We start from the raw sequence: 16540 nt of genomic DNA on the forward strand, positions 1-16540 counted from the left end.
AGACCCGCCCTCCGGCGGGTCTTTTGCTTTGTCGCGTGTGCCGGTCCTACCAGGGCAGCGTCTCGCCGTTGGCATGCCGGAAGCAACCGGTTGTCTCGAGCGTGAGTTCATCCACCCGCGCCACCAGTCCGGCGGCGGCGTGGTCGGCGCTGACGTCGCCGCGGCCGCCGACCATGTCGGTCTGGACGAAACCCGGGTGCAGCAGGGCCACGGCGATCCCGCGCTCGCGCAGGTCGTTGGCCAGCGACTTGCCGGCGGCGTTCACCGCGGCCTTCGACATGCGGTACCCGTAACGCCCCCCCGGAACCGTTGTCGGCGATCGAGCCCATCCGGCTCGTCGTGATCGCCACCTTGCCGCCCTCCCCGAGGAGGTCCTGCAACACCGCGGCGAGATGCAGCGGTGCGATCGCGTTGATCTCGAACTGGCGTCGCATCGATTCCAGCGCGTCGTCGTCGAGCCGGTCGAGTGATTCATCGGCCAGCACGCCGGCGTTGAGCATCAGCACGTCGATTCGCCGGCCCTCGAGTCGTTCGGGCAGGCCGCGCACCGCCCCGGCGTCGGAGACGTCCACGCCGTCCAGGACCTCGACGCCGAGTGCATCGAGTTCGGGGGAGTTGCGCCGGCACACGGCGACGACCTCGTCACCGCGCTCCTTGAAGCGCCGGGCCAATGCCAGGCCGATGCCGCGGTTGGCGCCGGTGATCAGTACGGTTCCCATTTCCATCCTCCTTGTGAGTGCGGGCGGTGCCCGCGTCGATCCAACCCCGGGCTGTTCACTCGCGGTTGCCATGGCCGGGGCATGCTGGGCGCATGAAGACCACCCTGCGCCTCGCCCTGTCGACCGCCGTGCTCGCCACGGCCTTCCTGCACACGCCCTCCGCGACAGCCGAGGCACCGGAACTGGCCGGAACCTGCGGCGCGGAAAGCACCTACGACCTCGACATTGGGCCGGAGTGGCTGCATTTCCAGCGTGAGCAGTCCAGGCCCGGGGGACGTGAGGATCGGCGCGGGCCGCCTGCAGCTGGGGCGGCAGGACACGACCGTGAACCTGGAAGACCGCGACCGGCTGGTGCTGTTCGAGCAGGTGCTCCGATCGCTGGTGCCGGAGGTGAAGGGCGTGGCCAAGCGCGGCGTCGACCTGGCGCTCGAGGCGGTGCGCGAGGAGATGCGCAGCGTCACCGGGACGCCGCCCAGTCCGCAGGCCGAGGCGCAGCTGCGCAGCCGGCGTGACCAGGTGCATGCCCGCATCGACGCCAGCAGCTCGACCCGCGACTGGCAGGGCGAGGCGTTCGAGCGCGAGATGCAGGCCATGGCCAACGAACTGGTTCCGATCCTGGCGGCCGACGTCGCGCGTCGCGGCATGGAACTGGCGATGGCCGGGGACATGGCCGGAGCAGCGGTGCTGCAGCGGCAGGCGCAGAACCTCCCGCAGACGATGCGGGCACGCATCGAGCGCAGCCTCGAACCCCTCCAGCCGGACGTGGCCAGGCTGTGCCCACGGGTCCGTGAACTTGCCGAACTCAACCAGGGCATGAGCCTGCGCCTGGACGACGGGCAGCGGCTGGAGCTGCTGCGACTGAAGGACTAGCCGGTCGGCGTACGAGGGTCATCGGCGTCGCCGGCAGGCGAACTCGTACAGGGCGACCGATGCGGCCACGGCCACGTTGAGGCTGTCGAGTGAACCGATGCGGGGAATGGCGACGCGTGCCACGTGGGCATCGGCGCGTACCGCTTCGCTCAGCCCCTCGCTTTCGTTTCCGAGGATGAACGCGCAGCGCTCGGGAAGCTCGGCCTCGGGAAGTTCGATGCCGGCGTAGGGGTCCAGCGCGACGAGGCCGAAGCCGTCCTCCAGCAATGCATCACGGCAGCCCTCGAAGTCGGCATGGAAACGGGCCGGCACGTGCTTGAAAGCCCCCTTGCCGCGCCGGGTCGAAGGGACCGATGTCGACGAGGTGCACCGAATGCGCCCCGAAGGCCTGGGCGCTGCGGAAGATCTTAGGCACGTTGAAATCGGGGCGGAGCCTGTCCAGCACCAATGCCACCGGTAGGGGGCCGGGGCTGCGCGCAGGTTGGCCCGCCGCTGGCGCTCGTATCGCCACAGCGCGTTGGCGTCTCCCGCGCGGCCACGCCGCGGTGAGGTGCCGGGTGCGATGACGCGGTCGGGGTCGGTCGGTGTCTCGGGTATCGCCATCGGGCCAGCGTAGTCCGTGGCGTCGTCAGCGTCACGGCGTCGACGACGCAGCGTCATCCAGGGCGGGAGGCCGCTTGGTCGTCGACGGATTCGCTCCTCGGGGCGTGCCTGCAGTGGAAGAGTGGCCGGAGTTGCGTGCGGTTCACGTAGACACCAAGTGTACGGCGGGGGAAACCGTGCCTTTCAGCACCTGACAAGCAGGGTGCGGTCGGGCATCGTGCGCTGCCGGCATCCGGCGCACAGCGGCGGATCCACCGAGTTTTCCGCGTTCGACTCCCGCAACGGGAGTCCCCGGTGCGGCCAAGCCCCACTGTGGTTGACGCTCCCCACCCCGCCTGCGAACAGGCGGGGATTTTTTTTGCCCGCCTCCTTGGCGGCGTGGGCCGCAGGCGATTGCTTGGCGCGCATGGCCTGCTGGGGCGACAATGACCGCTTCACGCCTTCAAATGCAGTCGACGGGAGAACCCATGGCCGAGGTCAGGGAAGCAAACGTGCCGGATATCGGCGGACACAGCGACGTGCCGGTCATCGAACTCCTCGTGTCCGCCGGCGATCGCGTCGAGAAGGACCAGGGGCTGGTGACGCTGGAGTCGGACAAGGCCACGATGGAAGTGCCCGCGCCGTTCGCCGGCGTGGTCAAGACATTGAAGCTCAAGGTCGGCGACACCGTCTCCGAGGGCGACCTGGTGGCGGAGATCGAGGTGGGTGAAGGCGGGGAGGGCGGACACGGCAAGGAGAAGGGCGACGCCAAGTCCGACGACGCCAAGTCCGGTGACGCCGATGCCGGCGAGCGGTCCGATGCATCCGCCGACGGGGATTCCCGGAGCGCCAAGGCGGATTCCAAGGACAAGGACTCGGCGACCCCCGCTTCCGAATCGAAGTCCAGGGAGGATCGGTCGACACCCTCACCCTCCCAGGCCAGCGGCGAAGCGCCGCGCACGCCCCCGGTGGCGTTCAACTCCGACGAGCTGATGCCGGACAAGGTGCCCTACGCCAGCCCGGCGGTGCGCCTGTTCGCGCGCGAGCTTGGCGTCGACCTGCAACGGGTCCAGGGCAGCGCCCGGGGCGGACGCATCTCGCGCGAGGACGTGCAGGCGCACGTCAAGGGGATCATGGCCCAGGGCGGCTCGGGCACCGGTACGGGTGCGGGTGCGTCGGGCGGGGCCGGTGGTGGGCTGAACCTCATTCCCTGGCCGAAGGTCGACTTCGCCAAGTACGGCGAGGTGAAGACCGAGCCGCTGAGCCGGATCAAGAAGTTGTCGGGTGCGAACCTGGCGCGCAACTGGGCGATGATCCCGCACGTGACCCAGCAGGACCTGGCCGACATCACCGAGATGGAGGCGTTCCGCAAGCAGCTGGGCCAGGAGAACAAGGACGTCAAGGTCACGCCGCTGGTGTTCCTGATCAAGGCCGCGGTCGCGGCGCTCAAGCAGTTCCCGCAGTTCAACGCCTCGCTCGATGCCAGCGGCGAGAACCTGGTGCTCAAGCAGTATTTCCACATCGGGATCGCGGTGGACACCCCCGATGGGCTGGTCGTGCCGGTGCTGCGCGACTGCGACAAGAAGGGCCTGCTGCAGCTGGCGAACGAGCTGGGCGAGATCTCGAAGAAGGCGCGCGACAGGAAGCTGGGCCCGGCCGAAATGAGTGGCGGCTGCTTCTCGATCAGCTCGCTGGGCGGCATTGGTGGTGTCGGCTTCACCCCGATCATCAACGCCCCCGAGGTGGCGATCCTGGGCGTGTCGCGCTCGAGCATGCAGCCGGTCTGGAACGGCACGGAGTTCACGCCCCGGCTGATGCTGCCGCTGAGCCTGAGCTACGACCATCGCGTCATCGATGGTGCAGCCGCGGCACGCTTCACCAGCTACCTGGCGCAGGTGCTGGGCGACCTGCGGCGGGTGCTTCTCTGAACCCTTCCATGCCTCGGGACAACCGGCTCTCACGTCCGGTTGTCCCAGCGACAGGCACGCTGGCGTCCTCATCCCCTACCGAACCAGGAAGCCATTGATGGCCCGCAGCAACAAGACCACCAGCACCAAGCACGAAAGCCGCGCCAAACTCGTGGTGCGCGAGGCCTGCACTGCCGACATCCCCGAGATCGTCGCACTGACCGCCCGCGCCTACGGTTCCGAGGGCGGCTACACCCCGGAAATGGTGACCGGACAGCTGACCCAGTTCGCCGAAGGGCAGTTCGTGGCGGTCTATGAAGGGAAGGTGGTCGGCTATTGCGCCACCTTCCGGGCACCCGAGCGCATCGTCATGCGTCGACACACCTGGCCGGAGATCACCGGCGGCGGCTATGCCTCGCGGCACGACGCCAAGGGCGACTGGCTGTACGGCATGGAGATCTGCGTCGACCCGGAATACCGCGAGATCCGCATCGGCCGGCGCCTGTACGAGGAACGCAAGTGGCTGTGCCAGCACCTGGGCCTCAAGGGCATCGTCTTCGGTGGCCGGCTGCCCGGCTACGCACGGCGTGCCAAGCGTTTCGACAACGACGTCGAGGCCTACGTGGCCGAGGTGCAGGCGCGGCGCATCCGCGACCGCGCGCTGAGCTTCCAGCTGCGAAACGACTTCGAAGTGCGCGGCGTGCTGCCGGGCTACATGCCCGACGATGTCGAATCCAAGGGCTATGCGGCGCACCTGGTGTGGCGCAACCCGAAGATCGATACCGACGAGGAGCTGCAGCTGGCCAAGGAGGAGGGCCGGGTCCAGGACATGGTGCGCGTGGCCACGGTGCAGTACCAGCAGCGCCGGGTGAAGGATTTCGACGAGTTCGCCACCCAGGTGGAGTTCTTCGTCGACGTCGCCTCGGACTACCGCGCCGACTTCGTCGTCTTCCCCGAGCTGATGACGCTGCAGCTGCTTTCGATCGAGAACAAGCCGCTGTCGCCGGGCGCTTCGCTGGTGGCCCTGACCAGCTACACCGAGCGGGTCAAGGCGCTGTTCTCGCGACTGGCGGTGGAATACAACATCAACATCATCGGTGGTTCGCACCCGACCCAGGTCGAGGATGGCGACATCCACAACGTGTGTTACGTGTGCCTTCGCGACGGTTCGATCCACGAGCAGGAGAAGATCCACATCACGCCCAACGAGCGCAACTGGTGGGGCATCAGTGGCGGCGACCAGGCGCGCGTGATCATGACCGACTGCGGGCCGATCGCGGTGATGATCTGCTACGACAGCGAGTTTCCCGAACTGGGCCGGCACCTGGTCGACCAGGGCGCGAACATCATCTTCGTGCCGTTCTGCACCGACACCCGCGAGGGCTATCTGCGCGTGCGCTATTCCTGCCAGGCGCGCGCGATCGAAAACCAGTGCTACATGGTGCTTTCCGGCAATGTCGGCAACCTGCCGGGTGTGAACAACTTCGACATCCAGTATTCGCAGAGTTGCATCCTCACCCCGTGCGACTTCCCCTTTGCCCGGGATGGCGTGGCCGCGGACACCACGGCGAATGCCGAGCAGGTCGCGTTCGCCGACCTGCGCCTGGAGACGCTGGCCGAGGCGCGCAATGCCGGCACCGTGCAGAACCTCAAGGACCGGCGCCACGACCTTTACCGGCTGCGCTGGCTGCCGCGCCGCTGAGCACGACCCGACCATGAACTAAGGACGACGGAGACCCCCCCATGGCCAAGCAGATCGAGATCAAGGTGCCCGACATCGGCGGGCAGAACGACGTGCCGGTGATCGAAGTGCTGGTATCCGAGGGCGACCGGGTCGAGAAGGACCAGGGCCTGGTGACGCTGGAATCCGACAAGGCCACGATGGAAGTGCCTGCCAGCGCGGCCGGCGTGATCAAGTCCCTGAAGGTGAAGGAGGGTGACACCCTGTCGGAAGGCGATGTCGTGGCCGTGGTCGAGGACGACGGGGATGGCGATGCTGACGACGACGGCGCCGACAAGGACAAGGACAAGGACAAGGACAAGGACAAGGACAAGGACAAGGACGCAGGCAGGGGCGAAGGCGGACGCGACGACAAGGGCGGCGCGGGGGACGAGGGCAGTGAACGCTCCAGCTCGTCGGGCAAGGACGAGTCCAGGCCTGGGGACGGCTCCGCCAGGACGGCCGCGGATGCGGGAGGCGGCGCGACGGTGTCCGCACGCCCCGGCCCGGCCCCGGCCGAGGCCAGCGGGCGCGACCCGGACATCGAGTGCAAGGTGCTGGTGCTCGGCGCCGGCCCGGGTGGCTACACCGCGGCGTTCCGCAGTGCCGACCTGGACATGGACACGGTGCTCGTGGAGCGCTACCCGAGCCTGGGCGGGGTTTGCCTCAACGTCGGCTGCATCCCGTCCAAGGCGCTGCTGCACGCCGCCTTCGTCATCGACGAGGCGGCGCACGCGGCGGACTACGGCATCCGCTTCGGTGCGCCGAAGATCGACCTGGACCGCCTGCGCTCGCACAAGCAGACGGTGGTCGGCCAGCTGACCAAGGGGCTGTCGGGCATGGCCAAGCAGCGCAAGGTGCGCGTCGTCCAGGGCGTGGGTCGGTTCGTGTCGCCCAACGAGATCGAGGTGGACGGCGAGGGCGGACGTAGCCTGGTGCGCTTCGAGCACTGCATCATCGCCGCTGGTTCCCAGCCGGTGAAGTTGCCGGGCTTCCCCTGGGAGGACGAGCGCGTCATGGATTCCACCGACGCGCTGGAGCTGCAGGAGATCCCGAAGAAGCTGCTGGTCGTCGGCGGCGGCATCATCGGCCTGGAGATGGCGACGGTCTATCGTGGGCTGGCAGCGAGGTGACGGTCGTGGAACTTGCCGACCAGCTGATGCCCGGCGCCGACCCCGACCTGGTCAAGCCGCTGGCCACGCGCCTGAAGGCGATGGGTGTCGCGGTGCACCTGAAGGTGAAGTCGGGCGAGGTCAAGGCGCAGAAGAACGGCATCAAGGTGTCGTTCGAAGGCGACAAGGCGCCGGACACGCAGATCTTCGACCGGGTGCTGGTGGCGGTCGGGCGCAGCCCGAACGGATCGAAGCTTGAAGCCGCCAAGGCCGGCGTGCACGTGAGCGAGCGCGGTTTCATCCCGGTCGACCGCCAGATGCGCACCAACGTGCCGCATATCTTCGCGATCGGCGACCTCGTCGGCCAGCCGATGCTGGCGCACAAGGCGACCCACGAAGGGCGTCTCGCCGCCGAGGTGATCTCCGGCCTCAAGCGCGAATGGGTCGCGCGCACGATCCCGTCGGTGGCCTACACCGACCCGGAGATCGCCTGGGTCGGACTGACCGAGGCCGAGGCCAAGGAGAAGGGCCTCAAGGTCGGCGTGGGCAAGTTCCCGTGGGCCGCGTCAGGGCGCGCGATCGGCAACGGTCGCACCGAAGGCTTCACCAAGCTGATCTTCGACGAAGCGACCCACAGGGTGGTCGGTGGCGGCATCGTCGGCACCCATGCCGGCGACCTGATCGCCGAAGTCGGGCTGGCCATCGAGATGGGCTGCGAGGCAGCGGACATCGGGCACACGATCCATCCGCACCCGACCCTGTCGGAGACCGTTGCGATGGCGGCGGAGGTGTTCGAGGGCACGATCACCGACCTGTACATCCCGCGCAAGAAGAAGGGATGACACACCGCCCGGGCCCGCGCCGGGCGACATGCAAACGCCGCCATGGGCGGGGCGTTGGTGGCACGGAGCCCGGAATGCAGACCCCTGAACGGCAGCCTCAGAACGCGAACGTCACGCCCAGGGTCGGGCCCCTGACGTCCAGCTCGCCCCGGGCCCGGCCGCGGTAGGTGATCTCGCCGTCCGCCAGGCCACCACGGAAGTCGTCGGCGATCTTGAGGCGGAACCAGTCGTAGCCGGCGTGGACACCGAGGTTGCGGGTCACGCGGTACTCGGCATTGAGGCCCATGCGGATGTAGTGGCCATCCTCGCTGGTGAAGTTGCCCCAGCCGGTGCTGAAGCCCTGTGCGTCCATGGAGAGGATCCAGCGATCGGCGGGCTCGTAGACCACGCGCAGGCCGACCGAGGGTGCCCAGCGCCGCCGCACCCAGTCGTACTCGAAGCTCTCGCTGCGGGTTTCGCCATCGTATTCGGCCGTGGCCAGCACGTCGGCCCAGGCCTCCAGCCGCGCCCAGTGCACGCCGCCGGCCAGCCCGACCGTCCACTGGTCGGTACTGACGATCGCGTACTCGTACATCAGGTTGAACAGCTCGAATTCGATGTCGAATCCGGCATCGCCGTGGATGCGGAGCTGCTCGTCGGGAAACTCGCCCGCCGTGATCGTCTCGTCGAACGGATAGCGCCTGCCCTGCGCCGTCTCGTAATGGGCGGCCAGAAGACGCTGGCGATCGGTGAAGCGCCACATCGCCTGGACGTGGGGCCGGGTTCGCGTGCCGCGGATCTGGTCGCGGCCGCCGAAGGCCACCGAGAACGGGAAATCGTCCGTTCGGGCCCGGCCATCGGCCGCCAATTCAAGCTGCGAATCGGTGTGGAAGCCGCTGATCTTCAGCGTGAAGCGGTCATCCTGGGCCGTCGCCGGTCCAGCGGTCGCCAGCATGCCGAGCGTGATGGCGGTGGCGAGACTTCGATAAGTGGGGGTCATGGTGTCGTCCTTGACGATGCGTGAATATCCGCCGAAGTTAGCAGTGCGCATCCAAATGCAGACTGAGCGACGAGCTCGCCCTTGACAGTCGATTCACACTGGCGGCCTCCCGTGGCACGGCCAGCACGCTGGAAGCCGTCCGCAGCCCTTACAATGCGACGCCGCCCCCCTCCCAGAGAGCATCGATGGTCATCCAATTGCTGGTGTTCCTTGTCGGGCTGGGCCTGCTGGTGGTCGGTGCCAACCTGTTCATCCGTGGTGCGGGGGGTATCGCGCTGCGATTTGGGATCAGCCCCTTCGTGGTCGGCATGGTCCTGGTCGGTTTCGGCACGTCGATGCCCGAGCTGGCCGTGAACCTGACCGCGGTGTTCGAGAACCGGCTCGACCTGGCCGTCGGCAATGTCGTGGGCAGCAATATCTCCAATGTCGGCCTTATCCTCGGCACGGCGGCGCTGATCGCGCCGATGGCCATTCCCCGGCGTGTGTTCCGCAGTGAGCTGCCCGTGCTGGCGGGCCTGTCGCTCGGCTTCTGGCTGCTGGTGCTCGATGGGCGGCTGGGACGCATCGACGCCGGGATCCTGCTGGCTGGCTTCGCGGTGATGATGGTGGTGATGGCCCGGGGCAGCCGCGAGCTGCCGGTCGCCGTCGAGGACGAGATCGGTGTCGACCCCGAGCAGGCGCGGCAATCCACCTGGCCACATGTGTGGCGCCTCGTCGTGGGCCTGGTGCTGTTGCTGGGTGGCTCGAAGCTGATGGTCGACGCCGCGGTGGCACTGGCCCTGTCGTGGGGGGTGAGCGAGCTGGTCATCGGCCTGACCGTGGTGGCGATCGGCACCTCGCTGCCGGAGCTGGCGGCTTCGGTGGTGGCCGCGCTGCGCGGCGAGGCCGAGATCGCCGTGGGCAACGTGCTCGGTTCCAACGTGTTCAACCTGCTGTTGATCCTGGGCGTGACCGCGATGGTGCAGCCCCTGCCGGTGGCTGGCAGCCTCATACGCATCGACATCGTGCTGATGATCGCGTTCGTGCTCGTGATCTACCCGTTGGCCCTGCGCAAGAGAAGGCTGGGACGCTTCGGTGGCGTGGTGTTGCTGGCTGCGTTCGCCGCCTTCCTCGCCTCGCAGTTCATGCGCACGCCAATGATGTGAGGCTGGCCCGGACTCAGGCGTCCGGGCGTTTGGCGTCGCGGAGTTCCGCCTTCGTGTACGCATGGCGGCCGCGGCCCGTGCCAGCATGTGCGAGGCCACCGGCAGCGTCATCAGCAGCAGCGCCAGGATGGCCACGATGCGCCCCCACCAGGCCGGATCGTTGACCTCCAGGCCGACGCCGATCAACACCAGGCCCAGCGCCAGCGTGGCGGACTTCGTGGCGGCATGCTGGCGCGAAAGCGCATCGGGCAACAGGAACAGTCCCAGCGCGGCGACCACCAGCAGCAGTACCCCGGCGAAGGCGATGATCAGGGCGAGCGTGCTCATTCCGCGTCCTCCGGCGAGGCGTCGATCAACCGGGCCCAGACGATCGTCGCAACGAAGCCGACCACGGCCAGGCCGATCGCCACATCGAGGAAGAGCACCCGGCCCGACGTCAGGGCGGCGGCCGTCGCCAGTGCGAGGTTCGCGGAGAACACCAGTTCCAGCGCCACCACCCGGTCGGCCTGGGTGGGGCCGCGCAGCATCCGCGCCAGCGCCATGAACAGCGCCAGCAGGGCACCGCCCACGATCAGCATCACCATCAGCTCGCCCGTGTTCATTTGGGCCTCCTGTCGGGGTACATGTACTGCAGTGGTGCCTCGAACTGCTTGCGGATCTTTTCAATCGTCCGCACGGGATGGCTGGCGTCGAGCAGGTGCAGCAGCAACTCCTGTCGCTCGGTATCGATGTCGATCGTGGTGGTGCCCGGCGTCAACGTGATCATGCAGCCCAGGACGGTCACCCCGAACTCGCTGAGGTTGTCGTAGCGCATGCGGATCAGGCCCGGTACGAGGCGACGGCCGGGACGCACGATCGACCAGGACGTGGTAATGCCCGAGGTGACCACCTGCCACAGGAAGCGCAGCAGCAGTCGCACGCCGGTCAGCAACCAGGTCATGGTGTCACCCCCATCACGCGCGCGGCTTCCTCTGCGAAGGTGTACAGCGGCTGCGGCCAGACGCCGATCGCCACGGTGATCAGCGCCAGGCCGATCGTTACGATCCAGGCCGGCCCCAGGCGGGTGGCGGCCGGCAGCGTCCATGTCTCGTCCGGGTGGCGGGCCCAGAAGGCCTGCATCCAGATCTTCATCATCGAGTACAGGGTCAGGAAGCCCACCAGCAGTGCCGCGGCTGCCCAGGCCATCTCGCCCTGGGTCAGCGACTCGCGCACCACGATGAACTTGGCCCAGAACCCCGACAGCGGCGGGATGCCGACCAGCGACAGCGCGGGCACGAGGAACAGGACGCCCAGCCACGGTCGCGTCTTCCACAGGCCACCGATGCGCCGCAGGTCGTAGCTGCCGGTGAGCTTGAAGATGATCGCCGCGATCAGGAACAGGTTCGCCTTCACGATGATGTGGTGGAGGATGTAGAACACCGTGCCGATCTTGCCCGGGTCGGAATTGAGCGAGATGCCCAGCAGCATGTAGCCGATCTGGCTGACGATGTGGAAGGCCAGGATGCGGCGCATGTCCCAGTGGTAGGCCGCGCCCAGCACGCCGGTGACCATGGTGGCCACCGCCACCCAGCCCAGCACCTGGAAGGCGATGTCGGGCGTGACCACGAACACGTCACCAAGCATGCGCAGCACCGCGTACACGCCGACCTTGGTCAACAACGCCGCGAACAGCGCCAGCAGCGGTGCCGGCAGCGTGTGGTAGCTCGCCGGCAGCCAGGCGAACACCGGGAACGAACCCGCCTTGATCAGGAAGGCCAGGCACACCAGGGCCACCGGTGCCAGCAGCCGCAGCGGTTCGATGCCCTGGGAGGCCTCGGCCATCGCCGCGTAGTTCACATGTCCGGTCAGGCCATAGATGCCGGCGATGCCGGCCAGGAACAGCAACGTGCCGACCGCATTGAGCACGAAATACTTCAGCGTGGCGTCGAGATGGCGTCGGCCCATGCCCAGGGCCAGCAGTCCAAGCGAGGCCAGCAGCATGATCTCGAACCACACATAGAGGTTGAACAGGTCGCCGGTGATGAAGGCGCCGGCGACGCCGGCAAGCAGCGCGTGCACCAGCGGGTGCAGCGTGGGGACTTCTTCCGCCGGGTCGGCACTCGAGCGCTGGAACAGCAGTGCGGCCACGCCCATCAGCGCCGTGATCACCGCCATGCTGGCGCTGAGCGGGTCGACCACGAACTCGATGCCGAACGGGGCCTGCCAGTTGCCGAACGCGGTGCGCTGCACGCCGTCGGAAACCACGCGCCCGAGCAGCAGCAGCGTGCAACCCAGCAGGGTGAAGGCGCCGACCAGGCTCAGGTTGGCGGTCAGTCGCGCGCGGCCCTGGGTCAGCGTGGTCAGCAGCGCGAAGGCCAGCGGGACCAGCGCCGGGGAAACGACCAGGAAGGCGCTCATCGTCGTGCGTCCTCCAGGATCGCCGGCTTGCCGTCGTCGCCCGCCGGCGGCTCGGCATCGCGCAGTTCATCGGTGTCGCCCTCACCGGTCTCCTGCTTCACCGACAGCGCCAGCACCAGCGAGAAGCAGGTCAGCGCGAAGCCGATCACGATCGCGGTGAGCACCAGCGCCTGCGGCAGCGGGTTGGAGCCATCGACCAGGGCCTCCAGCCCCTTTTCGATGACGGGCGGCGAGCCGGTGCCGACCCGGCCGGCGGTGAACAGCATCAGGTTCGCCGCCGAGCCGATGAGCGACACGCCGATCACCACGCGCAACACACTGCGCGAGAGCAGCAGGAAGACGCCGGCCGCAAGGACCGCGCCGATGGCCAGGGCGAGCATCCAGCTCATGCGGGTTCCTCGTCGATGGCGATGGCCTGGGCGCAGAATCCACCAAGTGCGCCCCAGACCGCGGCGAACACGCCGATGTCGAACACCAGCACGGTGGACAGCTTCAATTCGGTGAAGCCCAGCGGCAGCGTCATCCAAAGATGGGTCATGTAGGGCAGGCCCAGGAACAGCGCGGGCACGCCGCTGAGCAGCGAAGCCAGCACGCCGGCGGCGGCCAGGCGCATCGCGCCGAGCGGCAGCCGGCCCAGGGCGCGCTCCGACCCGTGTGCCACCGCCAGCATCGCGGTCGCGGAGACCGCCACCATGCCACCGATGAATCCGCCACCGGGCTCATTGTGCCCGCGCAGCAGGATCCACACCGACACCAGCAGCATCAGCGGGTACAGGCTGCGCGCGACGACGCTGAGGATCAGGGCGCGCGGACTCATGCCCGCCCCCTTTCGCGGCCGATGCCACGACGCTTGCGCAGCATGGCCAACAGCGGCAATGCGCCCAGCAGCGCCACCGCCAACACCGCGATCTCACCCAGGGTGTCCACGGCACGGAAGTCGACCAGGATCACGTTGACCACATTGCGGCCGTGGGCCTCGGGATAGCTGGCCAGGGCGAAGTAGTCCGGTAGCGTCGTGTCGAATGGACCCGAGGTGGCCGCCAGCAGCGTCAACATCAACACCGCCGACGTGGCGACCGCGACCACCGCCCGTGGCAGCACCGGCGGCTCCTTCACCGGCCCCAGTCCCAGGTGGCGCATGCGCAACAGGATCGCCGCGATCACCGTGACGAAGGCCACCTCCACCGCGAACTGGGTGAACGCCAGGTCGGGTGCGGCCAGGAACAGGAACAGCAGTGCCGAGCCCAGTCCGACGAAGCCGCTGACCAGCAGCATGACGAACGGCGTGCGGATGACGCACACGGCGATCGCGGCCACGATCAGTGCCACGCTGGCGCCGCCGATGGCCAGCGAGGGCGCCTGCATGTCGGGCATGCTCAGCGGTGCGCCCAGCCACAGTGCGAAGCCCATCAGCACGGTCACGAACACCAGCAGCATGGCAGTGGCGGTGGTCAATCGGCCGTTCTGCAATCGCCGTGTCACCGCACCCGCCACGGTTGGGATGCCGGCCAGCATGCGCTCGTACCAGGCGATCGCAGCGATCGGGTCGATGCGCCGCAGGCCGTCGTCGATGAGCCGGTGCAGCCGGTCCCAGAAGATGAAGACGAGCGCGCCGAGCACCACGGCCAGGCCGATCGCACCCAGCGTGTGGACATGGTCGACCGCCTGGCTGAGGCCCTCGAAGTCGGTCCCGGGGTACATCGACAGCGCCGTGCCCTCGAACAGGGCGTTCGCCAGCCACGGCATGATCCCCAACGTGACGCCGAGCGAGGCGATGAGCAGAGGCGGCAGCTTCATCGACCACGAGGCCTCGTGCAGTTCGCGCGGGATCTCGTCGCCGCCGCGGTGCCAGAACATGCGGATCGCCGCGACCGCCGCCACGGCGACCGTGATCGCATTGACGAACACGGTCGTGTAGCTGACCCAGAAGAGCACCAGGCCCTCCTCCTTGGCCACGTCGATGAGGTCCTTGGCGACGAAGCCCAGCGAGAACGGCATGCCGGCCATCGAGACCGCCGCCAGCGCCGCGGCCGTCGCCGACCACGGCATTCGCGGCGCCAGGCCGGCGACGTGGTCGATGTTGCGGCTTCCGGTGCAGTGGTCGACGTTGCCGGCGATGAAGAACAGCGGCGCCTTGTACAGCGCGTGCGCCAGCAGGAAGGCGGCCAGCGCCATCGCCGCACCCTCGCCGGGCAGGCCGATGAGCATGACCAGCGTGCCCAGCGCCGACACCGTCGACCAGGCCAGGATGCGCTTGAGGTCGCGCTCGCGCAGCGTCAGCAGCATCGCCCACGCCGAGGTGGCCGCACCGACCGGCACCAGGATCTGCTGCCACAGGGCGTAGTCGTCGAAGGCCGGGTCCAGGCGCGCCAGCAGGTAGACGCCCAGCTTCACCATCGTCGCCGAATGCAGGTAGGCGCTGACCGGTGTCGGCGCCGCCATCGCATTGGGCAGCCAGAAGTGGAACGGCAACTGTGCGGACTTGGTGAACGCACCGATGATCACCAGGACCATCGCCACGGGCACCTGCGCATGGCCGCGCCACTGGTCGGCGGTGGCGACGATCTCCGAGATGCGGAAGGTGCCGGCGATGTTGCCCAGCAGGATCAGGCCGGCCAGCAGCACCAGGCCGCCGCCAGCCGTCACCATCAGCGCCTGCTGCGCGGACTTCCGCGAGCTCTCGTACTCGTGCTTGAAGCCGACCAGCATGAACGACGTCAGGCTGGTCATTTCCCAGAACACGAACAGCACGATGAGGTTGTCGGCGGTGACGCAGCCGATCATCGCCACCATGAAAAGGAGCAGCAGCACGAACAACCGCTCGCGCTGGGCCATCCCGGCCATGTAGCCGCCGGCGTAGACCAGGACCATCGTGCCGATACCGGTGATCAGCAGCACGAATTGCAGGGACAGCCCGTCAAGCAGGAAGTGCAGGTCGATGCCGAGCGACGGGATCCACGCCAGTGCCAGCGACGCGGGCCCATCGCCGCGCACCAGCTGCATCAGCGCCAGCAGGAACAGCGTCGCCGGGATCAGCGCCAGCCATGCCAGCCGCGAGGTGGTGGCAGGAGGGCGGGGGGCGTCGTTGCCGGAATGTGGTTCGGCCATGGTCTCCACTGGGGTGCGTGGCGGTTGGGCCTCGATCGAAGATCGCCGCGGGCCGCGAAATCAAGACGGCTATGCTATCAAACGCGCATTTGACGGCCAATCGGGTCGAGGTGGCGTGCAGGCGGTGGCGAGGGAATCGCCCATGGGAGGGCGTGTGGCGGAACGGAACTGGCTGGTTGTCGGTGCAAGTGGTGGGGTCGGGGCGGCCGTACTCGAACGGCTGGCCGCCACTGCAGACGCGGTGCAGGCACTGAGCCGCGCGGCGAGGACGTCCACGCCATCGCGGGGCGTGCGCTGGCACGTGGGCGACCTCAATACCGCGAACCCAGCGGAGGTCGGGTCGCCAACGCACGTGGTCAGTGCAGGCCCCCTGGACGCGTTCGCCGGGTATCTCGCAAAGGCGGAGTGGCCGCCGGGTACGGTGGTCGTCGCGCTGTCATCGATGAGCGCGAGCACCAAGGCTGCTGGTGGCCATCGGTCCGAGCGCGAGGTCGCGCGGCGTCTGCTCGACGCGGAGCAGGCCCTGTTCGCGCGCGCCGGACACAGGGCGTGGCCTGTGGTCGTCCTGCGGCCCACGCTGATCTGGGGTGCGGGGGATCGAAGCATCACCCCGCTGCTTGCCCTCGCGCGGCGCACCGGAGCACTGCCACTGCCGCGCGGGGCGACCGGCCTCCGGCAACCGGTGCATGTCGCCGACCTGGCCCAAGCCCTGGTGCGCGCGGCGCAGAACCCGGACATCGGGCCTGGCCCATGGCCGGCACCGGGAGGCGAGGTCCTCGCGTTCGATGAAATGCTGGCGCGGGCCTTGGCCGTCGCGTGCCGCAAGCGCGTTTGCTACGAGTGCCCGATGGTCCCTGCCGGGTGCTCGAGGCATTGCTGCTGCGATTGCCGGGCAGGATCGGGCGGGTCGCGAGCCAGTCGCATCGCACCCGCGGCGACCTGGATGTCGGCGCTGCGGCCGTGTGGTCGCGACTTGGAATCCAGCCGCGCGGATTCGACCCGGACGCGGCCAGCTTCCCGGCGCTCCCGGGGTCCCGGAGCGGTGCCGCATCCTGAGCGCGGGTGCGGTGCGTGCCCACATGCTGCGACGCAGCAACCCAACTGCCCCGGAACTCCGTACGCTACAGCATTGCCAACGCGTGAAAGTCACACCTAAGAT

General features: G+C 68.3%; 13 protein-coding genes and 3 pseudogenes. 5 read left to right on the forward strand and 11 right to left on the reverse strand.

Annotated features, from left to right (window positions below; all coding sequences use genetic code 11):
- Positions 1 to 46 precede the first annotated feature (46 nt).
- Both FU658_RS15925 and FU658_RS03695 read right to left on the reverse strand, forming a co-directional pair.
- Entirely contained in the window at positions 47 to 475 is a 429-nt protein-coding gene (locus tag FU658_RS15925; RefSeq protein ID WP_425477579.1) for an SDR family oxidoreductase, read from the reverse strand.
- A pseudogene (locus FU658_RS03695) lies at positions 381 to 791 on the reverse strand (SDR family NAD(P)-dependent oxidoreductase); the annotation flags it as partial. The pseudogene FU658_RS03695 and the gene FU658_RS15925, both read right to left, overlap by 95 nt.
- A 180-nt stretch (positions 792 to 971) precedes the next feature.
- Between FU658_RS03695 and FU658_RS03700 the strand changes: the two are divergent.
- Entirely contained in the window at positions 972 to 1589 is a 618-nt protein-coding gene (locus tag FU658_RS03700) for a DUF2884 family protein (protein WP_187265894.1), read from the forward strand.
- An 18-nt stretch (positions 1590 to 1607) separates the two neighbouring features.
- On the opposite strand, the gene FU658_RS15015 is transcribed toward FU658_RS03700, so the two are convergent.
- Positions 1608 to 2249 (reverse strand): TrmH family RNA methyltransferase, encoded by a 642-nt coding sequence (locus FU658_RS15015; protein ID WP_147890856.1) that lies wholly within the window; start codon positions 2247 to 2249, stop codon positions 1608 to 1610.
- A 278-nt stretch (positions 2250 to 2527) separates the two neighbouring features.
- Here FU658_RS15015 and FU658_RS03710 point away from each other — a divergent pair, with 278 nt between their 5' ends.
- The 3 genes and pseudogenes from FU658_RS03710 to lpdA all read left to right on the forward strand — a co-directional run bounded on the left by FU658_RS03710 (position 2528) and on the right by lpdA (position 7752).
- Positions 2528 to 4099 carry a dihydrolipoyllysine-residue acetyltransferase gene (locus FU658_RS03710; protein WP_425477580.1) on the forward strand — a complete coding sequence of 524 codons (1572 nt, stop codon included), beginning with the start codon at positions 2528 to 2530 and terminating at the stop codon, positions 4097 to 4099.
- Positions 4100 to 4196: 97 nt separating this feature from the next.
- Entirely contained in the window at positions 4197 to 5780 is a 1584-nt protein-coding gene (locus tag FU658_RS03715) for a bifunctional GNAT family N-acetyltransferase/carbon-nitrogen hydrolase family protein (RefSeq protein ID WP_147890858.1), read from the forward strand.
- A 41-nt stretch (positions 5781 to 5821) separates the two neighbouring features.
- Positions 5822 to 7752: pseudogene (gene lpdA, locus FU658_RS03720) on the forward strand (dihydrolipoyl dehydrogenase).
- 97 nt (positions 7753 to 7849) lie between these two features.
- Here lpdA and FU658_RS03725 read toward each other — a convergent pair.
- A complete protein-coding gene (locus FU658_RS03725) occupies positions 7850 to 8731 on the reverse strand; it encodes a hypothetical protein (RefSeq protein WP_147890859.1) in 882 nt (293 codons plus the stop codon).
- Positions 8732 to 8916: 185 nt separating this feature from the next.
- Here FU658_RS03725 and FU658_RS03730 point away from each other — a divergent pair, with 185 nt between their 5' ends.
- On the forward strand, positions 8917 to 9876 hold the full coding sequence (locus tag FU658_RS03730) for a calcium/sodium antiporter (protein WP_147890860.1): 960 nt from the start codon (positions 8917 to 8919) through the stop codon (positions 9874 to 9876).
- A gap of 81 nt (positions 9877 to 9957) precedes the next feature.
- Here FU658_RS03730 and FU658_RS15930 read toward each other — a convergent pair.
- The 7 genes and pseudogenes from FU658_RS15930 to mbhE form a co-directional block, all read right to left on the reverse strand.
- A pseudogene (locus tag FU658_RS15930) lies at positions 9958 to 10203 on the reverse strand (cation:proton antiporter); the annotation flags it as partial.
- Positions 10200 to 10478, reverse strand: coding sequence for an MrpF/PhaF family protein (locus tag FU658_RS03740; protein ID WP_147890861.1), 279 nt, complete (start codon positions 10476 to 10478; stop codon positions 10200 to 10202). The gene FU658_RS03740 and the pseudogene FU658_RS15930, both read right to left, overlap by 4 nt.
- On the reverse strand, positions 10475 to 10816 hold the full coding sequence (locus FU658_RS03745) for a Na+/H+ antiporter subunit E (protein WP_147890862.1): 342 nt from the start codon (positions 10814 to 10816) through the stop codon (positions 10475 to 10477). The genes FU658_RS03740 and FU658_RS03745 overlap by 4 nt, the downstream gene beginning before the upstream one ends.
- On the reverse strand, positions 10813 to 12273 hold the full coding sequence (locus FU658_RS03750; RefSeq protein ID WP_147890863.1) for a complex I subunit 5 family protein: 1461 nt from the start codon (positions 12271 to 12273) through the stop codon (positions 10813 to 10815). Before FU658_RS03750 ends, FU658_RS03745 begins: the two co-directional genes overlap by 4 nt.
- Complete coding sequence (locus FU658_RS03755) at positions 12270 to 12662, reverse strand: Na+/H+ antiporter subunit C (RefSeq protein WP_147890864.1); 393 nt, start codon at positions 12660 to 12662, stop codon at positions 12270 to 12272. Before FU658_RS03755 ends, FU658_RS03750 begins: the two co-directional genes overlap by 4 nt.
- The gene (locus FU658_RS03760) at positions 12659 to 13090 is read right to left on the reverse strand and encodes an MnhB domain-containing protein (RefSeq protein WP_147890865.1); all 432 of its coding nucleotides are present in this window, start codon (positions 13088 to 13090) and stop codon (positions 12659 to 12661) included. Before FU658_RS03760 ends, FU658_RS03755 begins: the two co-directional genes overlap by 4 nt.
- Positions 13087 to 15381 carry a hydrogen gas-evolving membrane-bound hydrogenase subunit E gene (gene mbhE, locus FU658_RS03765; RefSeq protein ID WP_147890866.1) on the reverse strand — a complete coding sequence of 765 codons (2295 nt, stop codon included), beginning with the start codon at positions 15379 to 15381 and terminating at the stop codon, positions 13087 to 13089. Before mbhE ends, FU658_RS03760 begins: the two co-directional genes overlap by 4 nt.
- Positions 15382 to 16540: the final 1159 nt, after the last annotated feature.

The organism is Alkalisalibacterium limincola (genome assembly GCF_008017755.1).
Lineage (GTDB): Bacteria > Pseudomonadota > Gammaproteobacteria > Xanthomonadales > Xanthomonadaceae > Alkalisalibacterium > Alkalisalibacterium limincola.

Bases quoted from the DNA above. Each gene is read 5' to 3' on its own strand.
- FU658_RS03740 (WP_147890861.1), bottom strand. From the start codon at position 10,478: ATGAACACGGGCGAGCTGATGGTGATGCTGATCGTGGGCGGTGCCCTG.
- FU658_RS03730 (WP_147890860.1), top strand. From the start codon at position 8,917: ATGGTCATCCAATTGCTGGTGTTCCTTGTCGGGCTGGGCCTGCTGGTG.
- FU658_RS03750 (WP_147890863.1), bottom strand. From the start codon at position 12,273: ATGAGCGCCTTCCTGGTCGTTTCCCCGGCGCTGGTCCCGCTGGCCTTC.
- FU658_RS03745 (WP_147890862.1), bottom strand. From the start codon at position 10,816: ATGACCTGGTTGCTGACCGGCGTGCGACTGCTGCTGCGCTTCCTGTGG.
- FU658_RS03760 (WP_147890865.1), bottom strand. From the start codon at position 13,090: ATGAGTCCGCGCGCCCTGATCCTCAGCGTCGTCGCGCGCAGCCTGTAC.
- FU658_RS03715 (WP_147890858.1), top strand. From the start codon at position 4,197: ATGGCCCGCAGCAACAAGACCACCAGCACCAAGCACGAAAGCCGCGCC.
- FU658_RS15925 (WP_425477579.1), bottom strand. From the start codon at position 475: ATGAATCACTCGACCGGCTCGACGACGACGCGCTGGAATCGATGCGAC.
- FU658_RS15015 (WP_147890856.1), bottom strand. From the start codon at position 2,249: ATGACGCTGCGTCGTCGACGCCGTGACGCTGACGACGCCACGGACTAC.
- FU658_RS03755 (WP_147890864.1), bottom strand. From the start codon at position 12,662: ATGAGCTGGATGCTCGCCCTGGCCATCGGCGCGGTCCTTGCGGCCGGC.
- FU658_RS03725 (WP_147890859.1), bottom strand. From the start codon at position 8,731: ATGACCCCCACTTATCGAAGTCTCGCCACCGCCATCACGCTCGGCATG.
- mbhE (WP_147890866.1), bottom strand. From the start codon at position 15,381: ATGGCCGAACCACATTCCGGCAACGACGCCCCCCGCCCTCCTGCCACC.